Source organism: Sphingomonas sp. CCH5-D11 (assembly GCF_001557395.1).
In the GTDB taxonomy this organism is placed as follows: domain Bacteria; phylum Pseudomonadota; class Alphaproteobacteria; order Sphingomonadales; family Sphingomonadaceae; genus Sphingomonas.
In genome coordinates, this window is record NZ_LSKH01000203.1 from 16,970 (window position 1) to 32,628 (window position 15,659).

The 15,659-nt window shown below is 64.6% G+C and carries 14 protein-coding genes; 9 read left to right on the plus strand and 5 right to left on the minus strand.

Translation table 11 applies throughout. The features are described from left to right. The first annotated feature begins 9 nt into the window (after positions 1–9). The 7 genes from flgG to AX702_RS12465 all read left to right on the plus strand — a co-directional run bounded on the left by flgG (position 10) and on the right by AX702_RS12465 (position 7,260). On the plus strand, positions 10–792 hold the full coding sequence (flgG, locus tag AX702_RS12435) for a flagellar basal-body rod protein FlgG (RefSeq protein WP_066779989.1): 783 nt from the start codon (positions 10–12) through the stop codon (positions 790–792). Continuing rightward, complete coding sequence (flgA, locus tag AX702_RS12440; protein ID WP_066779991.1) at positions 789–1,253, plus strand: flagellar basal body P-ring formation chaperone FlgA; 465 nt, start codon at positions 789–791, stop codon at positions 1,251–1,253. Before flgG ends, flgA begins: the two co-directional genes overlap by 4 nt. An 18-nt stretch (positions 1,254–1,271) precedes the next feature. After that, positions 1,272–2,048 (plus strand): flagellar basal body L-ring protein FlgH, encoded by a 777-nt coding sequence (flgH, locus tag AX702_RS12445; RefSeq protein ID WP_066779993.1) that lies wholly within the window; start codon positions 1,272–1,274, stop codon positions 2,046–2,048. A gap of 244 nt (positions 2,049–2,292) precedes the next feature. After that, entirely contained in the window at positions 2,293–3,144 is an 852-nt protein-coding gene (locus tag AX702_RS12450; RefSeq protein WP_066779995.1) for a flagellin N-terminal helical domain-containing protein, read from the plus strand. A gap of 171 nt (positions 3,145–3,315) precedes the next feature. Then, positions 3,316–3,717 carry a hypothetical protein gene (locus tag AX702_RS12455; protein ID WP_231731837.1) on the plus strand — a complete coding sequence of 134 codons (402 nt, stop codon included), beginning with the start codon at positions 3,316–3,318 and terminating at the stop codon, positions 3,715–3,717. Positions 3,718–3,928: 211 nt separating this feature from the next. Next, on the plus strand, positions 3,929–6,646 hold the full coding sequence (locus tag AX702_RS12460) for a PAS domain-containing sensor histidine kinase (RefSeq protein WP_066779997.1): 2,718 nt from the start codon (positions 3,929–3,931) through the stop codon (positions 6,644–6,646). After that, positions 6,646–7,260 carry a response regulator gene (locus AX702_RS12465; protein WP_066779999.1) on the plus strand — a complete coding sequence of 205 codons (615 nt, stop codon included), beginning with the start codon at positions 6,646–6,648 and terminating at the stop codon, positions 7,258–7,260. The genes AX702_RS12460 and AX702_RS12465 overlap by 1 nt, the downstream gene beginning before the upstream one ends. 28 nt (positions 7,261–7,288) lie before the next feature. Here the strand turns inward: AX702_RS12465 and AX702_RS12470 are convergent, their stop codons facing one another. Further along, positions 7,289–7,639, minus strand: coding sequence for a hypothetical protein (locus tag AX702_RS12470; RefSeq protein ID WP_066780001.1), 351 nt, complete (start codon positions 7,637–7,639; stop codon positions 7,289–7,291). A gap of 241 nt (positions 7,640–7,880) precedes the next feature. On the opposite strand from AX702_RS12470, the gene AX702_RS12475 reads away from it, so the two are divergent. Beyond that, positions 7,881–9,749 carry a HAMP domain-containing methyl-accepting chemotaxis protein gene (locus tag AX702_RS12475; protein WP_066780003.1) on the plus strand — a complete coding sequence of 623 codons (1,869 nt, stop codon included), beginning with the start codon at positions 7,881–7,883 and terminating at the stop codon, positions 9,747–9,749. 89 nt (positions 9,750–9,838) lie between these two features. Here the strand turns inward: AX702_RS12475 and AX702_RS12480 are convergent, their stop codons facing one another. Next, complete coding sequence (locus tag AX702_RS12480) at positions 9,839–11,785, minus strand: BCCT family transporter (protein WP_066780005.1); 1,947 nt, start codon at positions 11,783–11,785, stop codon at positions 9,839–9,841. A 418-nt stretch (positions 11,786–12,203) separates the two neighbouring features. Here AX702_RS12480 and AX702_RS12485 point away from each other — a divergent pair, with 418 nt between their 5' ends. After that, positions 12,204–13,697: a DUF389 domain-containing protein gene (locus AX702_RS12485; RefSeq protein WP_231731839.1), complete on the plus strand. Its 1,494-nt coding sequence runs from the start codon at positions 12,204–12,206 to the stop codon at positions 13,695–13,697. A 36-nt stretch (positions 13,698–13,733) separates the two neighbouring features. Here AX702_RS12485 and AX702_RS12490 read toward each other — a convergent pair whose 3' ends face one another. The 3 genes from AX702_RS12490 to AX702_RS22585 form a co-directional block, all read right to left on the minus strand. Continuing rightward, a complete protein-coding gene (locus AX702_RS12490; RefSeq protein WP_066780008.1) occupies positions 13,734–14,309 on the minus strand; it encodes a class I SAM-dependent methyltransferase in 576 nt (191 codons plus the stop codon). After that, entirely contained in the window at positions 14,306–14,956 is a 651-nt protein-coding gene (locus AX702_RS12495; RefSeq protein WP_066780010.1) for a PIG-L deacetylase family protein, read from the minus strand. The genes AX702_RS12490 and AX702_RS12495 overlap by 4 nt, the downstream gene beginning before the upstream one ends. Continuing rightward, positions 14,953–15,659 (minus strand): acyl-CoA dehydrogenase (locus tag AX702_RS22585; RefSeq protein WP_066780012.1); only part of this gene is annotated, 707 nt, incomplete at its 5' end. The genes AX702_RS22585 and AX702_RS12495, both read right to left, overlap by 4 nt.

Consider the following 15,659-nt stretch of genomic DNA (forward strand, 5'->3'; position numbering starts at 1 on the left):
AGAACCACCATGCGATCTCTCTCGACTGCCGGCACGGGCATGCTCGCGCAGCAGACCAACGTCGACGTCATTTCCCACAACATCGCCAACATGAACACGACCGCGTACAAGCGTCAGCGCGCCGAGTTCCAGGACCTGCTATACCAGAATGTCTCGCGTCCCGGCGCGGCCACCGGCGGCGAAACAAAGGTACCGACCGGCATTCAGATCGGCGCCGGCGTGAAGACCGGCGGCATTTATCGGATCAGCGAGCAGGGCGCCCTTCAGCAGACCGACAATCGCTACGACGTTGCGGTGCAGGGCCGTGGATATTTTCAGGTCACGATGCCCAGTGGAGAGACCGCTTATACGCGCGACGGCTCCTTTCAGCTGTCGGACCAGGGCGAGCTCGTCACGGCGGATGGCTATCCGGTGCAGCCGGGCATCACCGTTCCGCAGGAAGCGGTGGATGTCGTCATTTCGAAGACCGGCGAGGTTCAGGTTAAGGTCGCCGGCTCGCCGGAGATGCAGACTGTGGGGCAGCTTCAGCTCGCGACATTCGTCAATGAAGCCGGGCTGGAGGCGCAGGGCGGCAATCTGTTCCTCGAGACGGCGGCATCGGGACAGGCGACCATCGCCAACCCTGGGGAGCCAGGCCTTGGCATGCTGACCCAGGGCTTCATCGAGGCGTCGAACGTCAATCCTGTGTCGGAGATCACCGCGCTGATCACCGCGCAGCGCGCCTATGAAATGAACAGCCGCGTCGTGAAGACGGCCGATGAGATGCTGGCGACCACCAGCCAGCTGCGATGAACGTCGCGCGCGCGCTGCTCGGCGCGATCGGGCTAGGTGGCCTCTGGATCGCCGCCGCCGCCCCGCTGGCCGCGGCCGAAGCCATCGACGTGCCGGTGCTCGCCCGCGCCATCACCCGCGGCGAGCTGCTGGACGCGACTGACTTCTCCTCCGAGCCGCGCCCCATGGTGCAGGCACGCGGCGCCATCGCCGTCCGCGATGCGCAAGGGAAGGAAGCGCTGCGCAACCTTCCTGCCGGCACGGTGGTGAAGGCGACGGACATCGCCTCGCCCCGCTTGGTGAAGCGCGGCGAGCCGGTCGTGATTGCCGTTCGCCAGGGCGCGCTCGTCATCACCACGCAGGGCAAGGCGCTGTCTAGCGGCGGTGCTGGCGATCTCGTTCGCGTCGTCGCCCTTTCCACCAGCCGTACGCTCGACGCAATCGTCGAGAAGAGCGGCACCGTGCGCGTCGTCGCACCCTGATCGTCTGGAGATTCCAAGATGAAGACCAACGTCCTGCTGTTGCTGGCTGCTGCCAGCACGCTTTCGGGCTGCGGTGCAGCCGGTCGCCTCGCCAATGTCGGCCGCGCACCCAAGTTCACCGCAGCCGAACCGATGACTGCGCCCTATCTGGAACGGTCCATCGGCACGCGCACGGCTCCCGACCGTAGCATCGGCGCGTCTGCCCCGGCGATGGTTGCGGCAGCCCCGCCGGCGCAGAGCGCATCACTGTTTCGCACGGGAGCCGGCGCCTTCTTCCGAGACCAGCGCGCGGCGCGCGTGGGAGACATCCTGACAATCCGCGTGAACATCGCTGACAAGGCGGACATCGGCAACAACACCTCGCGCTCGCGGACCGGATCGGAAAACAGCGGCGTCGCCGCCCTGCTTGGGGTCGAGAACCTGATCACCAAGGTTCTTCCCGGCGACAATGATCCTTCCAGCCTCGTCAAGTCGAACTCGACCTCGCAGAACAGCGGCAGCGGGACGAGCAGCCGTAGCGAGACGATCAACATGACGCTCGCCGCCGTCGTCACGGATGTGCTGCCGAACGGTAACCTCATGGTACGCGGCCGCCAGGAGGTGCGGGTGAACTTCGAGATGCGCGAGCTGATCGTGAGTGGCGTCGTCCGGCCGGAGGATATCGCTCGTGACAATAGTATTCGCCACTCCCAGATCGCCGAAGCACGCATCAGCTATGGTGGTCGCGGGCAGTTGACCGATGCGCAACAGGCACGTTGGGGCCAGCAGATCTACGACGCGCTGTTCCCGTTCTAAGCGACCAACATCCGTCAAATAGAGGCCGTCGCTCTCGTCAGGAGAGCGGCGGCCTTTCTCTTTGCGGACCGCACGCAGAAAATACCAGCCTGCCTCCTTCGACACGAAAAAAGATGCGGAAGTGCGTCCGCGGTGCCGAATTCCGTTCCAGAATAGAGGGCGAGCCGCGCTGTTGCGGCAAGTCGGGGGCCAGCGATCTGGCCCGGGCTGCAGAAGCGGCCGCTACTTCCAGAAGGAATTTCTCATGGGTATGTCCGTTAACACCAACGTCGGCGCGATGGCGGCTCTTCAGAGCCTGTCCGAAACCAACCGCGGCCTGGCGACCACGCAGAGCCGGATCAACACCGGCCTCGATGTCGCCTCCGCCAAGGACGATTCGGCCAAGTACACCATCGCGCAGAAGCTGCGTGGCGACATGGGCGAGTTGAAGGCCGTCGGCTCGTCGCTCAGCCGTGCCAAGAGCACGACTGACGTGGCGGTCGCTGGTGCCGAGCAGGTCTCCGACCTTCTCAACCAGATGAAGGCGAAGGCGAAGGAAGCGTCGGATACTGGCATTGATGCCAATAGCCGTACGGCGATCGCGAAGGACCTGACTGCGCTCAAGGAGCAGGTCAACACGATCATCGACTCCTCCGGCTTCAACGGCACGAACCTGCTGAAGACCGACACCGGCACCACCGGCAAGGTCTCGGCGCTGCAGTCGATGGGCTCGACCTCGACGACCGGCACTCTTGAAGTGGCCAATCAGGATTTCACCACGAAGTCCACCACTGCTCTGGGTGCCGCCGGTGCGGCCATCACGCTGGCGGACGGCGCTGCCGCCGACACGCTGAAGGGTCTCATCGACACCTTTGCCAGCGAAGTGAGCACGAGCCTCAGCTCGCTGGGTTCGGCTTCGCGCAAGATCGACGGTCAGATGCAGTTCAACAGCAAGCTGTCCGACGTCATCGAGGCAGGCGTTGGCAACCTTGTCGACGCCGACCTGGCCAAGGAGTCCGCGAAGCTCCAGGCGCTGCAGGTGAAGCAGCAGCTGGGCGTTCAGGCCCTGTCGATTGCGAATCAGGCGCCGCAGTCGATCACGTCGCTGTTCCGTTAAGGGCAGCGGCCTCGCCTACTTCCTTGGGCGGGATCGACGACGAAAGCCGGGGTGGGTGTCCTGCCCCGGCTTTTTCGTCGGTATTTTTGCTCCGATCCGGAGCCAAACTCTGGCTGCCCATGGTGGCTGCGAACAGCAATTCCATATCGTCGTCAGGCTCGGAGAAGCATGGTGGGTGCAAGGGTAAGAGACATCATCGACGGGCTCGGTTCACGCGTCCGGATCGGCGTGGAGCGGAACGCTTTCGGCGGGCTCGTCACCTTGGAACGAGCCGATCGACGGGGTCGGCCGCGCGTCGTGCTGGACGCCTATGGGGCGGAGATCCTGTCCGCCTACATCATGTCCGCGCGGCTAAGCGGTGATCGCGAGCTGGCGGAGGAGGTCGTGACAGGCGCTTACCCTGTTCGCGTTCAGCTCGATCACCAGCCCGCACCATCGCTCCGGCTCACCGACGCGGCGGAGGAGCGGTTCGAAATACCAGCACCTCTATGGGATCGGCTATATGCCGAATTGAACATTGCGGTCGCTCACGCCCGTGAATTTGATCGTCGCGGCGCTGTCCGCCTGCACTGAATGAAATAAGCTCTACCAACGTATAGTCAGTGATTTGTCGTAGTTTCAAATCGGTTTTGTTTACCTCGCGTAAACTTTTGATGTACTTCTACAGCCATATTATGCGCGCTGTTTTCAATGTCATATACATGATCTCACGATCACGTTCACAATTACGCCGCCCCGACTGGATTCTTGAAAAACATGGCCTGTTTCAGATGAAAGCGCTGGCATGACAGTCGCCGGCACTTTCATACAGGATGGTTCCGCATCGGCCACTTACCGCAGCTATCTGACCGCGATGGTCTGCATTGGAGTGACGGTCGCACTCGCGAGTGTTCCTTTGCTCGGATGGATGCTGAACCATCCTTCTCTGACGCGCTTCATCGTCGATGCCCGGCCGACATGGCCGCTGACCAGCGTCGGCTATATCGCGCTTTCGTTTGGCCTGCTCGCAACGATCAGGGGCAGTCACCGGCTCGCCTTTGCATTGGCCAGCGTTCCGGCTGCCCTTGGCCTCTTTGCGTTGGCCGAACATCTGCTGGACGTTCAGTCCGGCTTTGATCTTCTTCTCCTCCGCGATCAGCTTCTCCGTTCCGGAATACCGAACGCCGGCCGCCCCGGCCACCACGCCGCGATTACCTTTCTTCTTCTTTCCGCAAGCATCGCTCTGGCGAATGTTCGCGGAAAGAAGAGCGGCCGGGTCATGAGCGTGATCGCTTCGCTGACCCTTGCCTATGGCGCGCTTTCAGCCTCCCTCAACGTGCAGGGCATTCGCGCGATCGACCCTGGATCGACCCCGCTCATCGGATCGCTTCCTGCGGCGCTGAGCACGGCGGCCATGTCGATCGGGCTGCTGGCCTGGAAAGCGGAGTCCGGCTGGGCTGATCTGATGAACAGCGAGGGGGCCGAGTGGCGGATCCTGCGGCACGCCTTTCCGGTCATCCTCACCGCCCCCATTCTCTTCTCGACGCTGGAATATTGGGTTGCGCGATCGGGCGCGATGCCGGGCCTGCCCGCCACCTTCCTCGTCGCCGGGCTCAACATGCTGGTCGTCGGCGGCCTTCTGTTCTGGTCCTCCACCATGCTGGTTCGCGGCCGTGCCGCGTTTCTGGAGATGAGCTACGCGCTGGACACGGTGGCGGTGATCCTCACCGATCTGGAAGGCCGCATCCTGCATTGGTCCCGGGGATGCCAGGATCTCTACGGCTGGACTGCGGAAGAGGCGATCGGACGAAGCAAGCACAGCCTGCTCCGCTCCGTTTCGCTGGATCCCGCGGTCGCCGCGCCACTCGCCAATGCCGAACTGGTCGAGTTCACCCGCGACGGACGCACACTGCGCGTGCTTCAGCAAGTGTGCCGGCTGGACCGGCACGGCAAGGATCCGGTGCTGGTCATGTCGATGGTCGACATCACCGAGCGGACATTGTTTGAGGATGCGCTGCGGGAAAGCGAGGCGCGGCTGGCCATGGCGCTGGAAACGCATGGCATCGCGATTTTCGACTATGACGTGAAAAGCGGCGCGATCGACTGGTCGGCCGGGGCAGAGCATCGGCTGGGGCTGCAGCCGGGCGATCTGCGGGACTACCGTCGCTGGCAGCGGCTCATCCATCCTGACGATATCCTCAGGATCAACGAACAGTTGGAGGAGGTTGCCCGTACGCGGGCGCCACGGTTCGCATTCCGGTTTCGCCTGACGCAAGGCAGCGGCAGGCTTATGACGGTGGAAGGCTCTGCCCTCGCTTCCTATGATGAGGATGGCGAGTTGATCCGCATCACCGGCGTCAACGTGGATGTGACCGACCGTAACGAGCGCGAGGCGCGGCTGCAGGCCCGCGAGGCACAGCTTCTCTCCATTCTCGAAACGGTGCCGGATGCCATGGTCGTTATCAACGAATCCGGCCAGATCCTGTCGTTCAGCCGGACGGCGGAGCAGCTGTTCAGCTATACCGCGCAGGAGGTGATCGGCCGCAACGTGTCCCTCCTCACCCCGGAGGAGCATACCGGTCAGCACGACGGCTATATGGGTCGCTATCTGGCGACCGGCGAAAAGCGGGTGATCGGGCGGACGCGCCTGCTGACGGCACGGGCGGCCGATGGGCGCGAAATCCCTGTCGAGCTGCGCGTTGGCGAGGCGAACACGGCCGGTGAGCGCCTCTTCACCGGCTTCATCCGCGACATCAGCCAGCGCCTCGAACACGAGGAGCGGCTCAACACCCTCCGATCCGAACTGACCCACCTGTCCCGCCTGGGAGCGATGGGCGAGATGGCCGCGGGGCTCGCGCATGAGCTCAATCAGCCGCTGGCCGCCTCCGTGAACTTCGTAGCGACGGCTTCGCTGCTGCTGAAGGAGGGCGCCGAGCCGCAATCGGTTGAGGAAATGCTGGAGCTTGCCCGAAGCCAGGCGCTTCGCGCTGGCGAGATCATTCGCCGCTTGCGCGATTTCGTCGCCCGGCATGATGCCGAGGTGCGCGCGGAGCCGGTAGAGGAAACGCTGCAGGACGCCATGGCGCTGGTGCTCGTCGGGCAGAAGCAGCTCGACGTGAACGTCCGGTACGATCTCGACCCCGCGGCCGCTCTGATGTTCGCCGACCGGGTTCAGGTGCAGCAGGTCCTGGTCAACCTCCTGCGCAACGCACTGGAAGCGATGCGCAGCGCGAATACCGAGAACATGACCATTCTCGTGCAAAGCAGGGTGGTCGACCCGGAGACGCTGGAGATCGCGGTCTGCGACAACGGGCCCGGCCTCAGCCCGGCATTCCTGGATCAGATGTACACGCCTTTCTCCTCCACCAAGGGGGAAGCCGGCATGGGCATCGGCCTGTCGATCTGCCGCCGGATCGTGGAATCGCATGGCGGCGAACTGGTCGGAGAAAACTTGCCACAGGGCGGAGCACGGTTCCGCTTCACCCTGCCGATGATCGATGAAAGGGAGCTTGAGCTTTCGTGATGCGTACCATCTACATCGTGGACGACGATGATCCCGTTCGCGCCTCGCTCCAGAGTTTGCTCTCCGTTCGCAAGAACCTTCTGATCAGGAGCTTTCGTTCAGGCGACGCCTTTCTCGAGCAGGTCGAGGAACTGGATCCCGGCGTCCTGCTGCTCGACTTCAACATGCCCGGCAGCAACGGGTTGGACGTACTGCGCGCGCTTCGTCCCTATGGCAGTCGCTTTGTCGCGATCATCCTGACAGGACAGGGCAATATCGAGATGGCCGTTCAGGCGATGAAGGCCGGCGCGATGGACTTTCTCGAAAAGCCCTATGATCCGGGCGTTCTTCTGCAGCTCGTGGAGTCCGCGTTCCTTCACCACGAACAGCAATGCGCGGTATCCGGACGCGCCGACCGAGCGGCGGCGCGCATCGCCATGCTGTCACCGCGCGAATGCGACGTCCTGAAGGGCCTGATAGAAGGTCGTTCGAACAAGGTGATCGCATTCGAACTGGATCTCAGCCCCCGTACGGTCGAGATCTATCGCGCCAATCTCATGCAAAAGCTGGAAGTGCGAAGCCTGTCCGAAGCGCTGAGAGTGGCATTCGCAGCGGGCATGTTCCCGGACCCCTGAAGCCTCATCCGCCGACCCTGATGAGCTCTTAGGGGCAGCTCGCCAGGTTCGTCATGATGTCCACCGTGGCGGTTGCTGGATTGACGAAGCGAACAGGCGGATTGCTCGCGTCGTCGAACCTGTCGCCGCCAATCACGAAGATCCGCCCCGACCAGACATAGGCGCGCAGGTTCTCGGCGTTCACCGGCTTGTCGCTCGGCAGCAAGCCTGCGTCGATGATCAATGTGGACCCTCTGTCCAGTTCGCGCCACCGCGCCAGCTCCGTGCGATCGTGTGCCGTCACCACGGTCCTGCCGGTCATGCCCAGGCGCGCGATCAGGCTCGTCCGCAGGCCGGCGTCGCCGACAAGAACTACAATGAAATCGCGGCCTGCGGCCATGGTGTTGCCGTGTTCCCGAAAGTGATGACGAGAGATGATCCTTCTTCCGGGAGTGACGCTTCCTCGCCAACTAGGGAAACATACCTACGATCAGGTACCGAGTATCAGATCGAGATCGTCGATCCGCCGACGCGTCAGAACACCACGCGACCCTCCTATAATAAGCTGACCTCTGCGTTCGGAGCCTCCCTGGCGCGGCTCTGCGATGGAGCTTCATGTGCAATGCTTGTGGGAAGCACGGATGACCAAAGTTCTGAATGACTGGCCATTGTCGAAGAAGATGTTGCTGGCCTTCGCCTTCATCGGCGCGCTGTTGATCGCGGTTGCGACGACCGGGATCGTTGCCAATCGCCAGCTCAGCGGCATTGCCACACGGCACGTCAGCCGCGGCGTTGCCGGCACGGAGGCTCTCGGCCGGCTGATGTCCGCCGTGCGCGAACATCGCATCATCGTCTTCTCTCAGTTGAACGCGACCTCTCCGGCGGAAGCCCGAAGCCTCGACGAACGATATGAGAAGAACAAGGCGGCACTTGCCGAACGTCTTGACGAATATGCGCCGCTCGCCGGCGAGTTCGCGCCGCAGCTGGCCGGGATCCGCGCGGACATCGACAAGCTCAACTCCGTCAACGATCGCATCTTCGCGCTGAAGAAGACGCAGGGCGAGGCCGCCGCGCTTCCCCTTGTCCTTGGCGAGGGGAAGAAGCGCTCACGCACGGCAATCGACGAGACAGACGCGCTGATCGAACTGCATCAGAAGCGTGCGATGAAGGCGGATGCCGACGGCGATCGCTATGCTGAGAACGCCCTGTATTTCGCGCTAGCTCTGTCGGCGCTCGCCGTGGCGGCGCTGTTCGGGATCTGGCGGATGCTGGGCAAGACCGTTGCCTCTCCATTGGCGGAGCTTTCGTCCGTGACCACCACGCTCGCCACCGGCGGCCAGGCGGATGTGCCGCACCGCTCGCGCGGCGACGAACTGGGCGAGGTCGCACGGGCCGTCGAGACATTCCGGGCGGCGGCAGTTAGCCGCGCGGAGGCGGATGCGCAGGTCGCCGCACAGCAGCAGGTCGTCACCGCGACGCTGCGCGACAGCCTGGCCGCCCTCACCGTCGGCGATCTGACCAAGCCGATCGCCACCGATTTCCCGCCGGCTTATGCGGAACTGAAGACGAACTTCAACGAGGCACTTGCTTCGCTTCGCGACCTGATCGGGTCGGTGATGGAAAGCGCGTCCTCCATCCGCGCGGGTTCGGGCGAGATTGCCCAGGCGTCGGAGGATCTGGCGCGCCGCACGGAGGGCAATGCGGCCAGCCTGGAGGAAACCTCCGCGGCGATCGCACAGATGGACGAACGGCTGCGCGCGTCGGCGGCGGCTGCGGCGACTACTGTGGAGCGTGCAGATGGCGCGATCACCACGGTATCGGGCGGCCGATCGGTCGCGGATCAGGCGGTGCAGGCCATGGGCCGGGTATCGGAAAGCGCCAAGGGCATCGACAGCGTCATCGAAGGTCTCGACAAGATTGCGTTTCAGACGCGCGTTCTGGCGATGAACGCCGCTGTGGAGGCCGGGCGCGCGGGCGATGCGGGACGTGGCTTCGCGGTCGTGGCCGATCTCGTGTCCGCGCTGGCCATGCGTGCGGAGGAGGAGGCCAAGCGCGCCCGAGACCAGCTCACCGTCACTCAAAGCGATATCGTTTGCGCCGTGGAGATGGTGCAAAAGGTCGATGGCGCGCTGGCCGATATTTCCGACGACGTCGGCCAGGTTCACGAGCTGCTCGCCACCATGGCGGCGGACAATCAGGCGCAATCCTGTGCCATTACGCAGATCTCGGCCGCGGTCGGCACCATGGATCAATCCACCCAGCAGAATGCCGCGATGGTGGAGGAGACTTCCGCTGCCGCCCGCAACCTCACCAGCGAGGTAAAGGCGCTCAGTGAACAGGCCGGTCGTTTCAAGGTCGATGATCGCGCGCGGCGCGCGATCCATGCTCAGGTTGAGGCGCTGAAGCCCAGGCCGCAGACCTCCGCCTACGCCTCCCCCGTCAAACCGCTCGCTCCCGCCGCTGTTTCGGCGCTCACCCGGCCAAGTGACGATGACTGGAACGAATTCTGATCATTAAGCTACTCGGCCGCTCAAGGCCCGCCCTTTGGGGGAGGCAAATGCCTCCCCTTTTTTTTGTCAGCCGGCCCGGTTTGATGACGTCAGCTGGCGGGGCCGCTGAGCTTCTGTCCGCCATCGTTCGGCATCGTGCCGGCGCGCGTGCGCCACGCCTCGAGCTGTGTCAGCACGTCCGCCGCGATCTGCTCCTCGGAATGACCGCTCAGATCCCGAGATCGCGATCCCGGACCCGTGTCGGCATGCATCGCCCAGGTCATGCTCCGCCGCGCCTCCGGGGCCTCCAGCGCAGTGTACGCTGCCAGCGGGCGAGACCGCGCACGCAAGCGATAGTGGAATTGCTGCCCGCCACCCAGTTCGATGCTCAGGGTCGCCATGCCGTCTTCTACCGCCACGTCGCTGGCGCCATATCCTTCCGCCCGCATGGCCTCGCAGACCGAGCGCAGCGCCGGTGTCCCCACCTCGGCGATCTGGCGCTGTACCTCCCTCCTGCTGGTCGGGCGGAACAAGCGGCGCAGGCGCTCCCCGATCGCCGCCCCATCGCCATCCTCGATGGGCACGCCGGCGATATCGGCGTTGCTCTGCCGGATCAATCCATAGGCTAGGAGCAGCATGATGAAGCAAAAGGGCAAAGCCGCCATCAGCGTCGCCGCCTGCAGGGCGCCAAGCCCACCCGCAAGCAGAAGCAGCGCGGCGGTCACTCCCAGCAGGATGCACCAGTACATCCGCTGCCAGCGCGGCGTTTCCTCCTTGCCGCCCGATGCCAGCGTATCGATCACGAGCGCGCCGGAATCGGCCGAGGTGACGAAGAAAACGGCGACCAGCAGCACCGCCAGCGCGGTCGTGAAACCGGCTCCGGGAAGGTAGGACAGGAACTTGAACAATGCGGTCGACAGATTGCCCTGCACCGCCTCTGCAATCCCGCCTGCCGCCGTTCCCAGGTCAAGTGAAATGGCGGTGTTGCCGAACACGGTCATCCACAGGAAGGTGAATGCCGTCGGCACGAACAGCACGCCGATCATGAATTCGCGAATGGTCCGCCCGCGTGAGATCCTGGCGATGAACATGCCGACGAACGGCGACCATGCGATCCACCAGGCCCAGTAGAACAGCGTCCAATCCGCCATCCAGGCGCGCGGTTCATACGCGTAGAGCGTAAAGGTGCGCATCACGAAATGGTCGAGGTACAGGCCGAAGTTCTGCACCAGCGCGCGCAGCAGGAACAGGGTGGGCCCGACGGCGAGCACGAACACCATCAGCAGCACCGCAACGGTCAGGTTCAGCTCGGAAAGCCGCCGGATCCCGCGATCGGCGCCACTCAGCACCGACAGCGTTGCTGCGCCCATGACGAGGACGATGACGACGATCTTCACCTGTGTCGTATCGGGCAGCCCATAATTGTAATTCAGGCCTGCGGTCATCTGCGACACGCCGAAGCCAAGCGACGTCGCGATGCCGAATACCGTGCCGCACACCGCAAAAATGTCGATTGCATCGCCCAACGGTCCGTTGACGCGCTTGCCGAAAATTGGCGACAGACCCGATCGCAGCGTCAACGGCATGTTCTTGCGATAGGTGAAATAGGCAAGGCTGATGCCGACCAGGGCATAAATCGCCCAGGCGTGCACACCATAATGGTGAAAGGTGATGGCCATCGCCTCGCGTGCGGCCGCGACCGTGCCGCTCTGCGCCTCCGGCGGAGAAATATAATGCTGGATCGGCTCCGCCACTGCGAAGTACATCAGGCCGATGCCCATGCCGGCGGCGAACAGCATCGCCAGCCAGGAGACATAGGGGAAGTCTGGCTCGGCATCATCGGCGCCAAGCTTCAGCTTACCAGCAGGGCCAAAGCCAAGCGCGAGCGCCACAACCAGGAAAAACGCGACGGAAGCGATATAGAACCAGCCAAAGGTGTCGATCGTCCAGTTCTGCGCCGCCTTGAATGCAACATCGGCCGTATCCGGCGCCAGAATGGTAGCGCCAAGAAGGGCGGCGATAACGGCTGAAGCGCCCCAGAATACACGCGGGTTCATGCTGGACGTCAAAACAGCTCCTTTGTTTACATGCCATGTGGATTGTGCGTGGCTAACCGATCGGGCTCGCGAAGCCAAATTGGCAGGTATTTGCTTCTGCTCTATCTCAAGCTCGGCAACTGCCCGCGCGATCTCTCGTTCCCATGCGGAATCGATTGTTTACGGTCCAAGCGCCCCGGCGCCTGGCTCCCGCGCTTGATGACAACAAGCACCATGGGTTTGTCATCGTCCGCCCGTACACGTGCCGCATGACACAGGTTCATCCACTTCGCCGGCGCGTTCACCAGCGTCGATCCGGAACCCGATCGTTGCGCTCTCGTTCGTTCGCGATGAACTTCCCAGCCGCCTTGCACCTACGCCACTGATGACGAGCACGTTGGCAAGCCGCCGAACAGGATCCCTCTGGCGCCAATCGCGAATGTTCCGGTGGTGGCGCCGGTCCATCACCTCGCAGATTGATCACGAGCGCGTGGTTCAGCGGATCTGGGAAGAAAGCGGCTGGACTGGTCGCTATGCCTTCATGACCATGATGTCTGCGGGCATCGCGGTGCTTGGCCTTCTCTTGTCCTCTCCGGCTGTCGTCATCGGCGCGATGTTGATCTCACCGCTGATGGGGCCGATCCTCGGGCTTGGGTTCAGCCTCGCGCTGTTTGATTTCGCCGAGATGCGACGGTCACTGACGGCGCTGGCCATCGGTGCAGGCGCCGCTCTCGCGTTCACGGCACTGATCGTCCTGGTGTCTCCGCTCAAGGCGCCTACGGCAGAGATTCTGGCGCGGACCCGCCCAAACCTGTTCGACCTTCTGGTGGCGCTCTTTGCCGCTCTGGCCGGCACCTATGCAATCATTCGGGGGCGCGGCGATACCATCGTCGGCGTCGCCATCGCGACCGCTTTGATGCCGCCGCTGGCGGTGGTCGGTTATGGCTTGGCGACGATGAACGTCCCTGTGCTCAGCGGGGCGCTCGCGCTGTTCGTCACCAACTTTCTCACCATTGCGCTGTCCGCGACGATCCTGGCGCGCTTCTACGGCTTCGGCCATGCGCTGTCGGAACGGCAGAGCTGGACCCAGACGATTGTCCTGTCGGCCGTGTTCGTCGCCATGGCGGTGCCGCTCGGGATTGCGCTCGGCCATATCGCCCGGGAAACGCTCGTCGCCAGCCAGGTGCGCTCCTTCCTCAGCCAGCGGTTCGGCGACAACGCCCGGATCACGCAGCTCGACATCGACTTTGACGCCAACCCAATCGTGGTCCGTTCCATCATCATTGCGCCACGAGCGGCGGCGAAGAATACGAACGCGCTCGAAGGCGAACTCGCCGGTCAGATTAAACAGCCGGTGAAGCTGCGCCTGGATCAGGTGCTGCTGGATTCAGGCGCCGGATCGCTGGAGGCGCAGCGCGCCGAACTCAGGCAAGCTTCCGGCGCAGTCGCTGCCGAGCAGCGAGAGGCGTCAACCGCCGCCCAACTGGTTGCCGTGGCGGCCGGCGTGAAGGTCGAGGATGTGGTGGTGGATCGCGACCACCGCCGCGTGACGGCGACGGCTCAAGCGCTTGCGGGTGCCGATCCTCAGGCGCTCAGGATTCTGGAAAGCCGCATCGCGTCAGCCGTCCCCGGCTGGCAGATCGCGATCGTGCCGCCTCTCGGGCAACTGCCCGAGATCGCCTTTGCCGACAATGTGGACACGCTGGATCGTGAGGCTCGCGATGCCGTGCTGCTTTCCGCCTGGGAGGCGCGCCGGTGGAATATTCCGGCCCTTGGCGTTCCCGGTCTGCCGGACGGTGAACGACCCGAAAGCCCGACGCTGAACCAGCGACGCGCCTTGGCCATCGCCGAAGTTCTGCGCGAGCAGGGGGTGAACCCTGTCCCTGCGCCGGACGCCGGGCAGCGATACAGGCTCGCCCCCACCCAGCCGTGATGCGCGCCTGGCGATGATGCCGGCGCGCTGCCGGGCTCAAGTCCGGCAGGCGACCAGCACATCCCAATCCGCGCGTTGTCGGACGCGTCGCACCTGCCAGCGAGCGCCGGTCAGACGCAGAAAGCGTGTGTGGATGCCGGCCGCGTGCTGCGCGAAATCGTAGAAGTCGACACGGTGGTGGGCCAATACGAGCCGCCCGCCCCGCCGCAACGCCCGCCCGGTCTCCGCCGCGACAAGCCCCATCGCCCGGTGCGAGAGATAGTAGAGCAGCTCGGCCACCACGATCGCGTCATAGTCCCGCCTTGGAAATCTAGCCGGCAGCGACAATTCGACCGCCCGGCTGCGCGGCCAGTCAGCGATCGCCTCTGCCGTCAGCCGGGTGCCCTCCGGCGTGCCCTCGGTTGCGTCTAGGCGAAGGGCGCGCGGGGCGATCGCGCGGCTGTTGGATCCATTGCCGCTAGCAAGTTCCAGCACCCGCCCGAGCGGGCCGGTGCCCAGCGCATGCAGGATCGCGGTGCGTTTCACCGCTTCGTCCCGGCTGGTGAAGGTGCCCCACGGATCCTCGTCGGCCGCGAATTTGGCGCTGAACCCGTCTAGTCCGATCGCGCTCATGGGCGCTCTTCCCGAAAGCATTCGATCGGCCGGGCGAACAAAGCCAGCTCGTGCGGCGCGATGACGAAGCCGGACGGATCATCGGTGATCACCCCCAATTGCGTCCGATGTACCCGGATCAGCGACCGCTTGCGCGCCGCGCCGCCCGGCGCCACCAGCGTCTGCGTGCGCGCACCTCGCCGATGCCGCGGTGGCCAGACCTGATAACTCAGCCGGCGCGCGCGGCCACGTCGCACCGCCAGGGCCGCCGCCACCTCCTGATGATCCGGGTGCGCATCGCTGAGCGCCGGCGCCACGATCACATCCGCCTCCATCTGCACCAGCGCTTGGCGCAACTTCCGCCGACATTCCTTGCCATGCACCGTCAGCGCGCCGTCGGGCAGCCCCAGGAACCTGACTTTGCTGGACGTGATCGACAGCCGGCGCATTGCGCACAGGCTTTCGCGCCGTCTTGCCGCCACCAACCGCGCCTTGGGCCAGCTTCTGCTGCCCGGATGCGAGGCAGCCCCGTCGCTAACCACGATCACCCGCACCTCGCAGCCCCGCGCCCGCAAGGCACCGATCAGCCCGGCCGCGCCGATCACCTCATCATCGGGATGAGGCGCCACGACGACCGCACGGCGCACGCCCCCCAGACGCAGCCTCACAGCGCCGGCGCCAGTTCGCCCGACGCTACCGCTCGCCCCACGCGAAGCCGCTGCGCGTCGGGCACTGGCTGGCGAAGATACACGGCAAGGTCGGTCAGCATCGTCGCCAGCGGATGGGCAAGGAAGTGCCCCGCCAGCCCCACCGCTTCCTGCGCCACCACGATCGCACGCTGAGCGGCATCGGCGACCGCCAGCCGTGCCGCCGCGACCCGCGCCAGCCGCGCTTCGCCGTCCAGTTCGAACCACAGTGTCGCTGTCCGGCGCACCATCGCCGCCGCCGTGTCGGCCAGCCCGAACAGCTCGGCCAGGCGCGCGGTCTGGAACGGATCATCGGCGCGGCCGCTCGTCACCAGATGATCGCGCGCGCGATCGCAGATCCCGGCGATCCCGCCGGCATGGACCGCGACGAAACGAAGCGCGCCGCCGCTGAAATACGGCTCGCGCGCGTAAAGATCCGGCGAACCGATCCGGTCGTCGCTGTCGATCGCCGCATCGCTCCAGCGCACCCGGTGCGTCTCGGAACGCTGCATTCCCGTCACTTGCCACCAGTCGCGATCGATCGCAGGGACAGTGCGCTTCAGATCCAGCAGCAGCAACTGCGCACCACTGTCCGTCTCAGCCGTCACCAGCGCATGGGTCAGGACGCCCGCGCCGGATGCGTAGCTTTTGCCGCCGTCCAGCGCATCGCCCGTCAGCCGCAGCG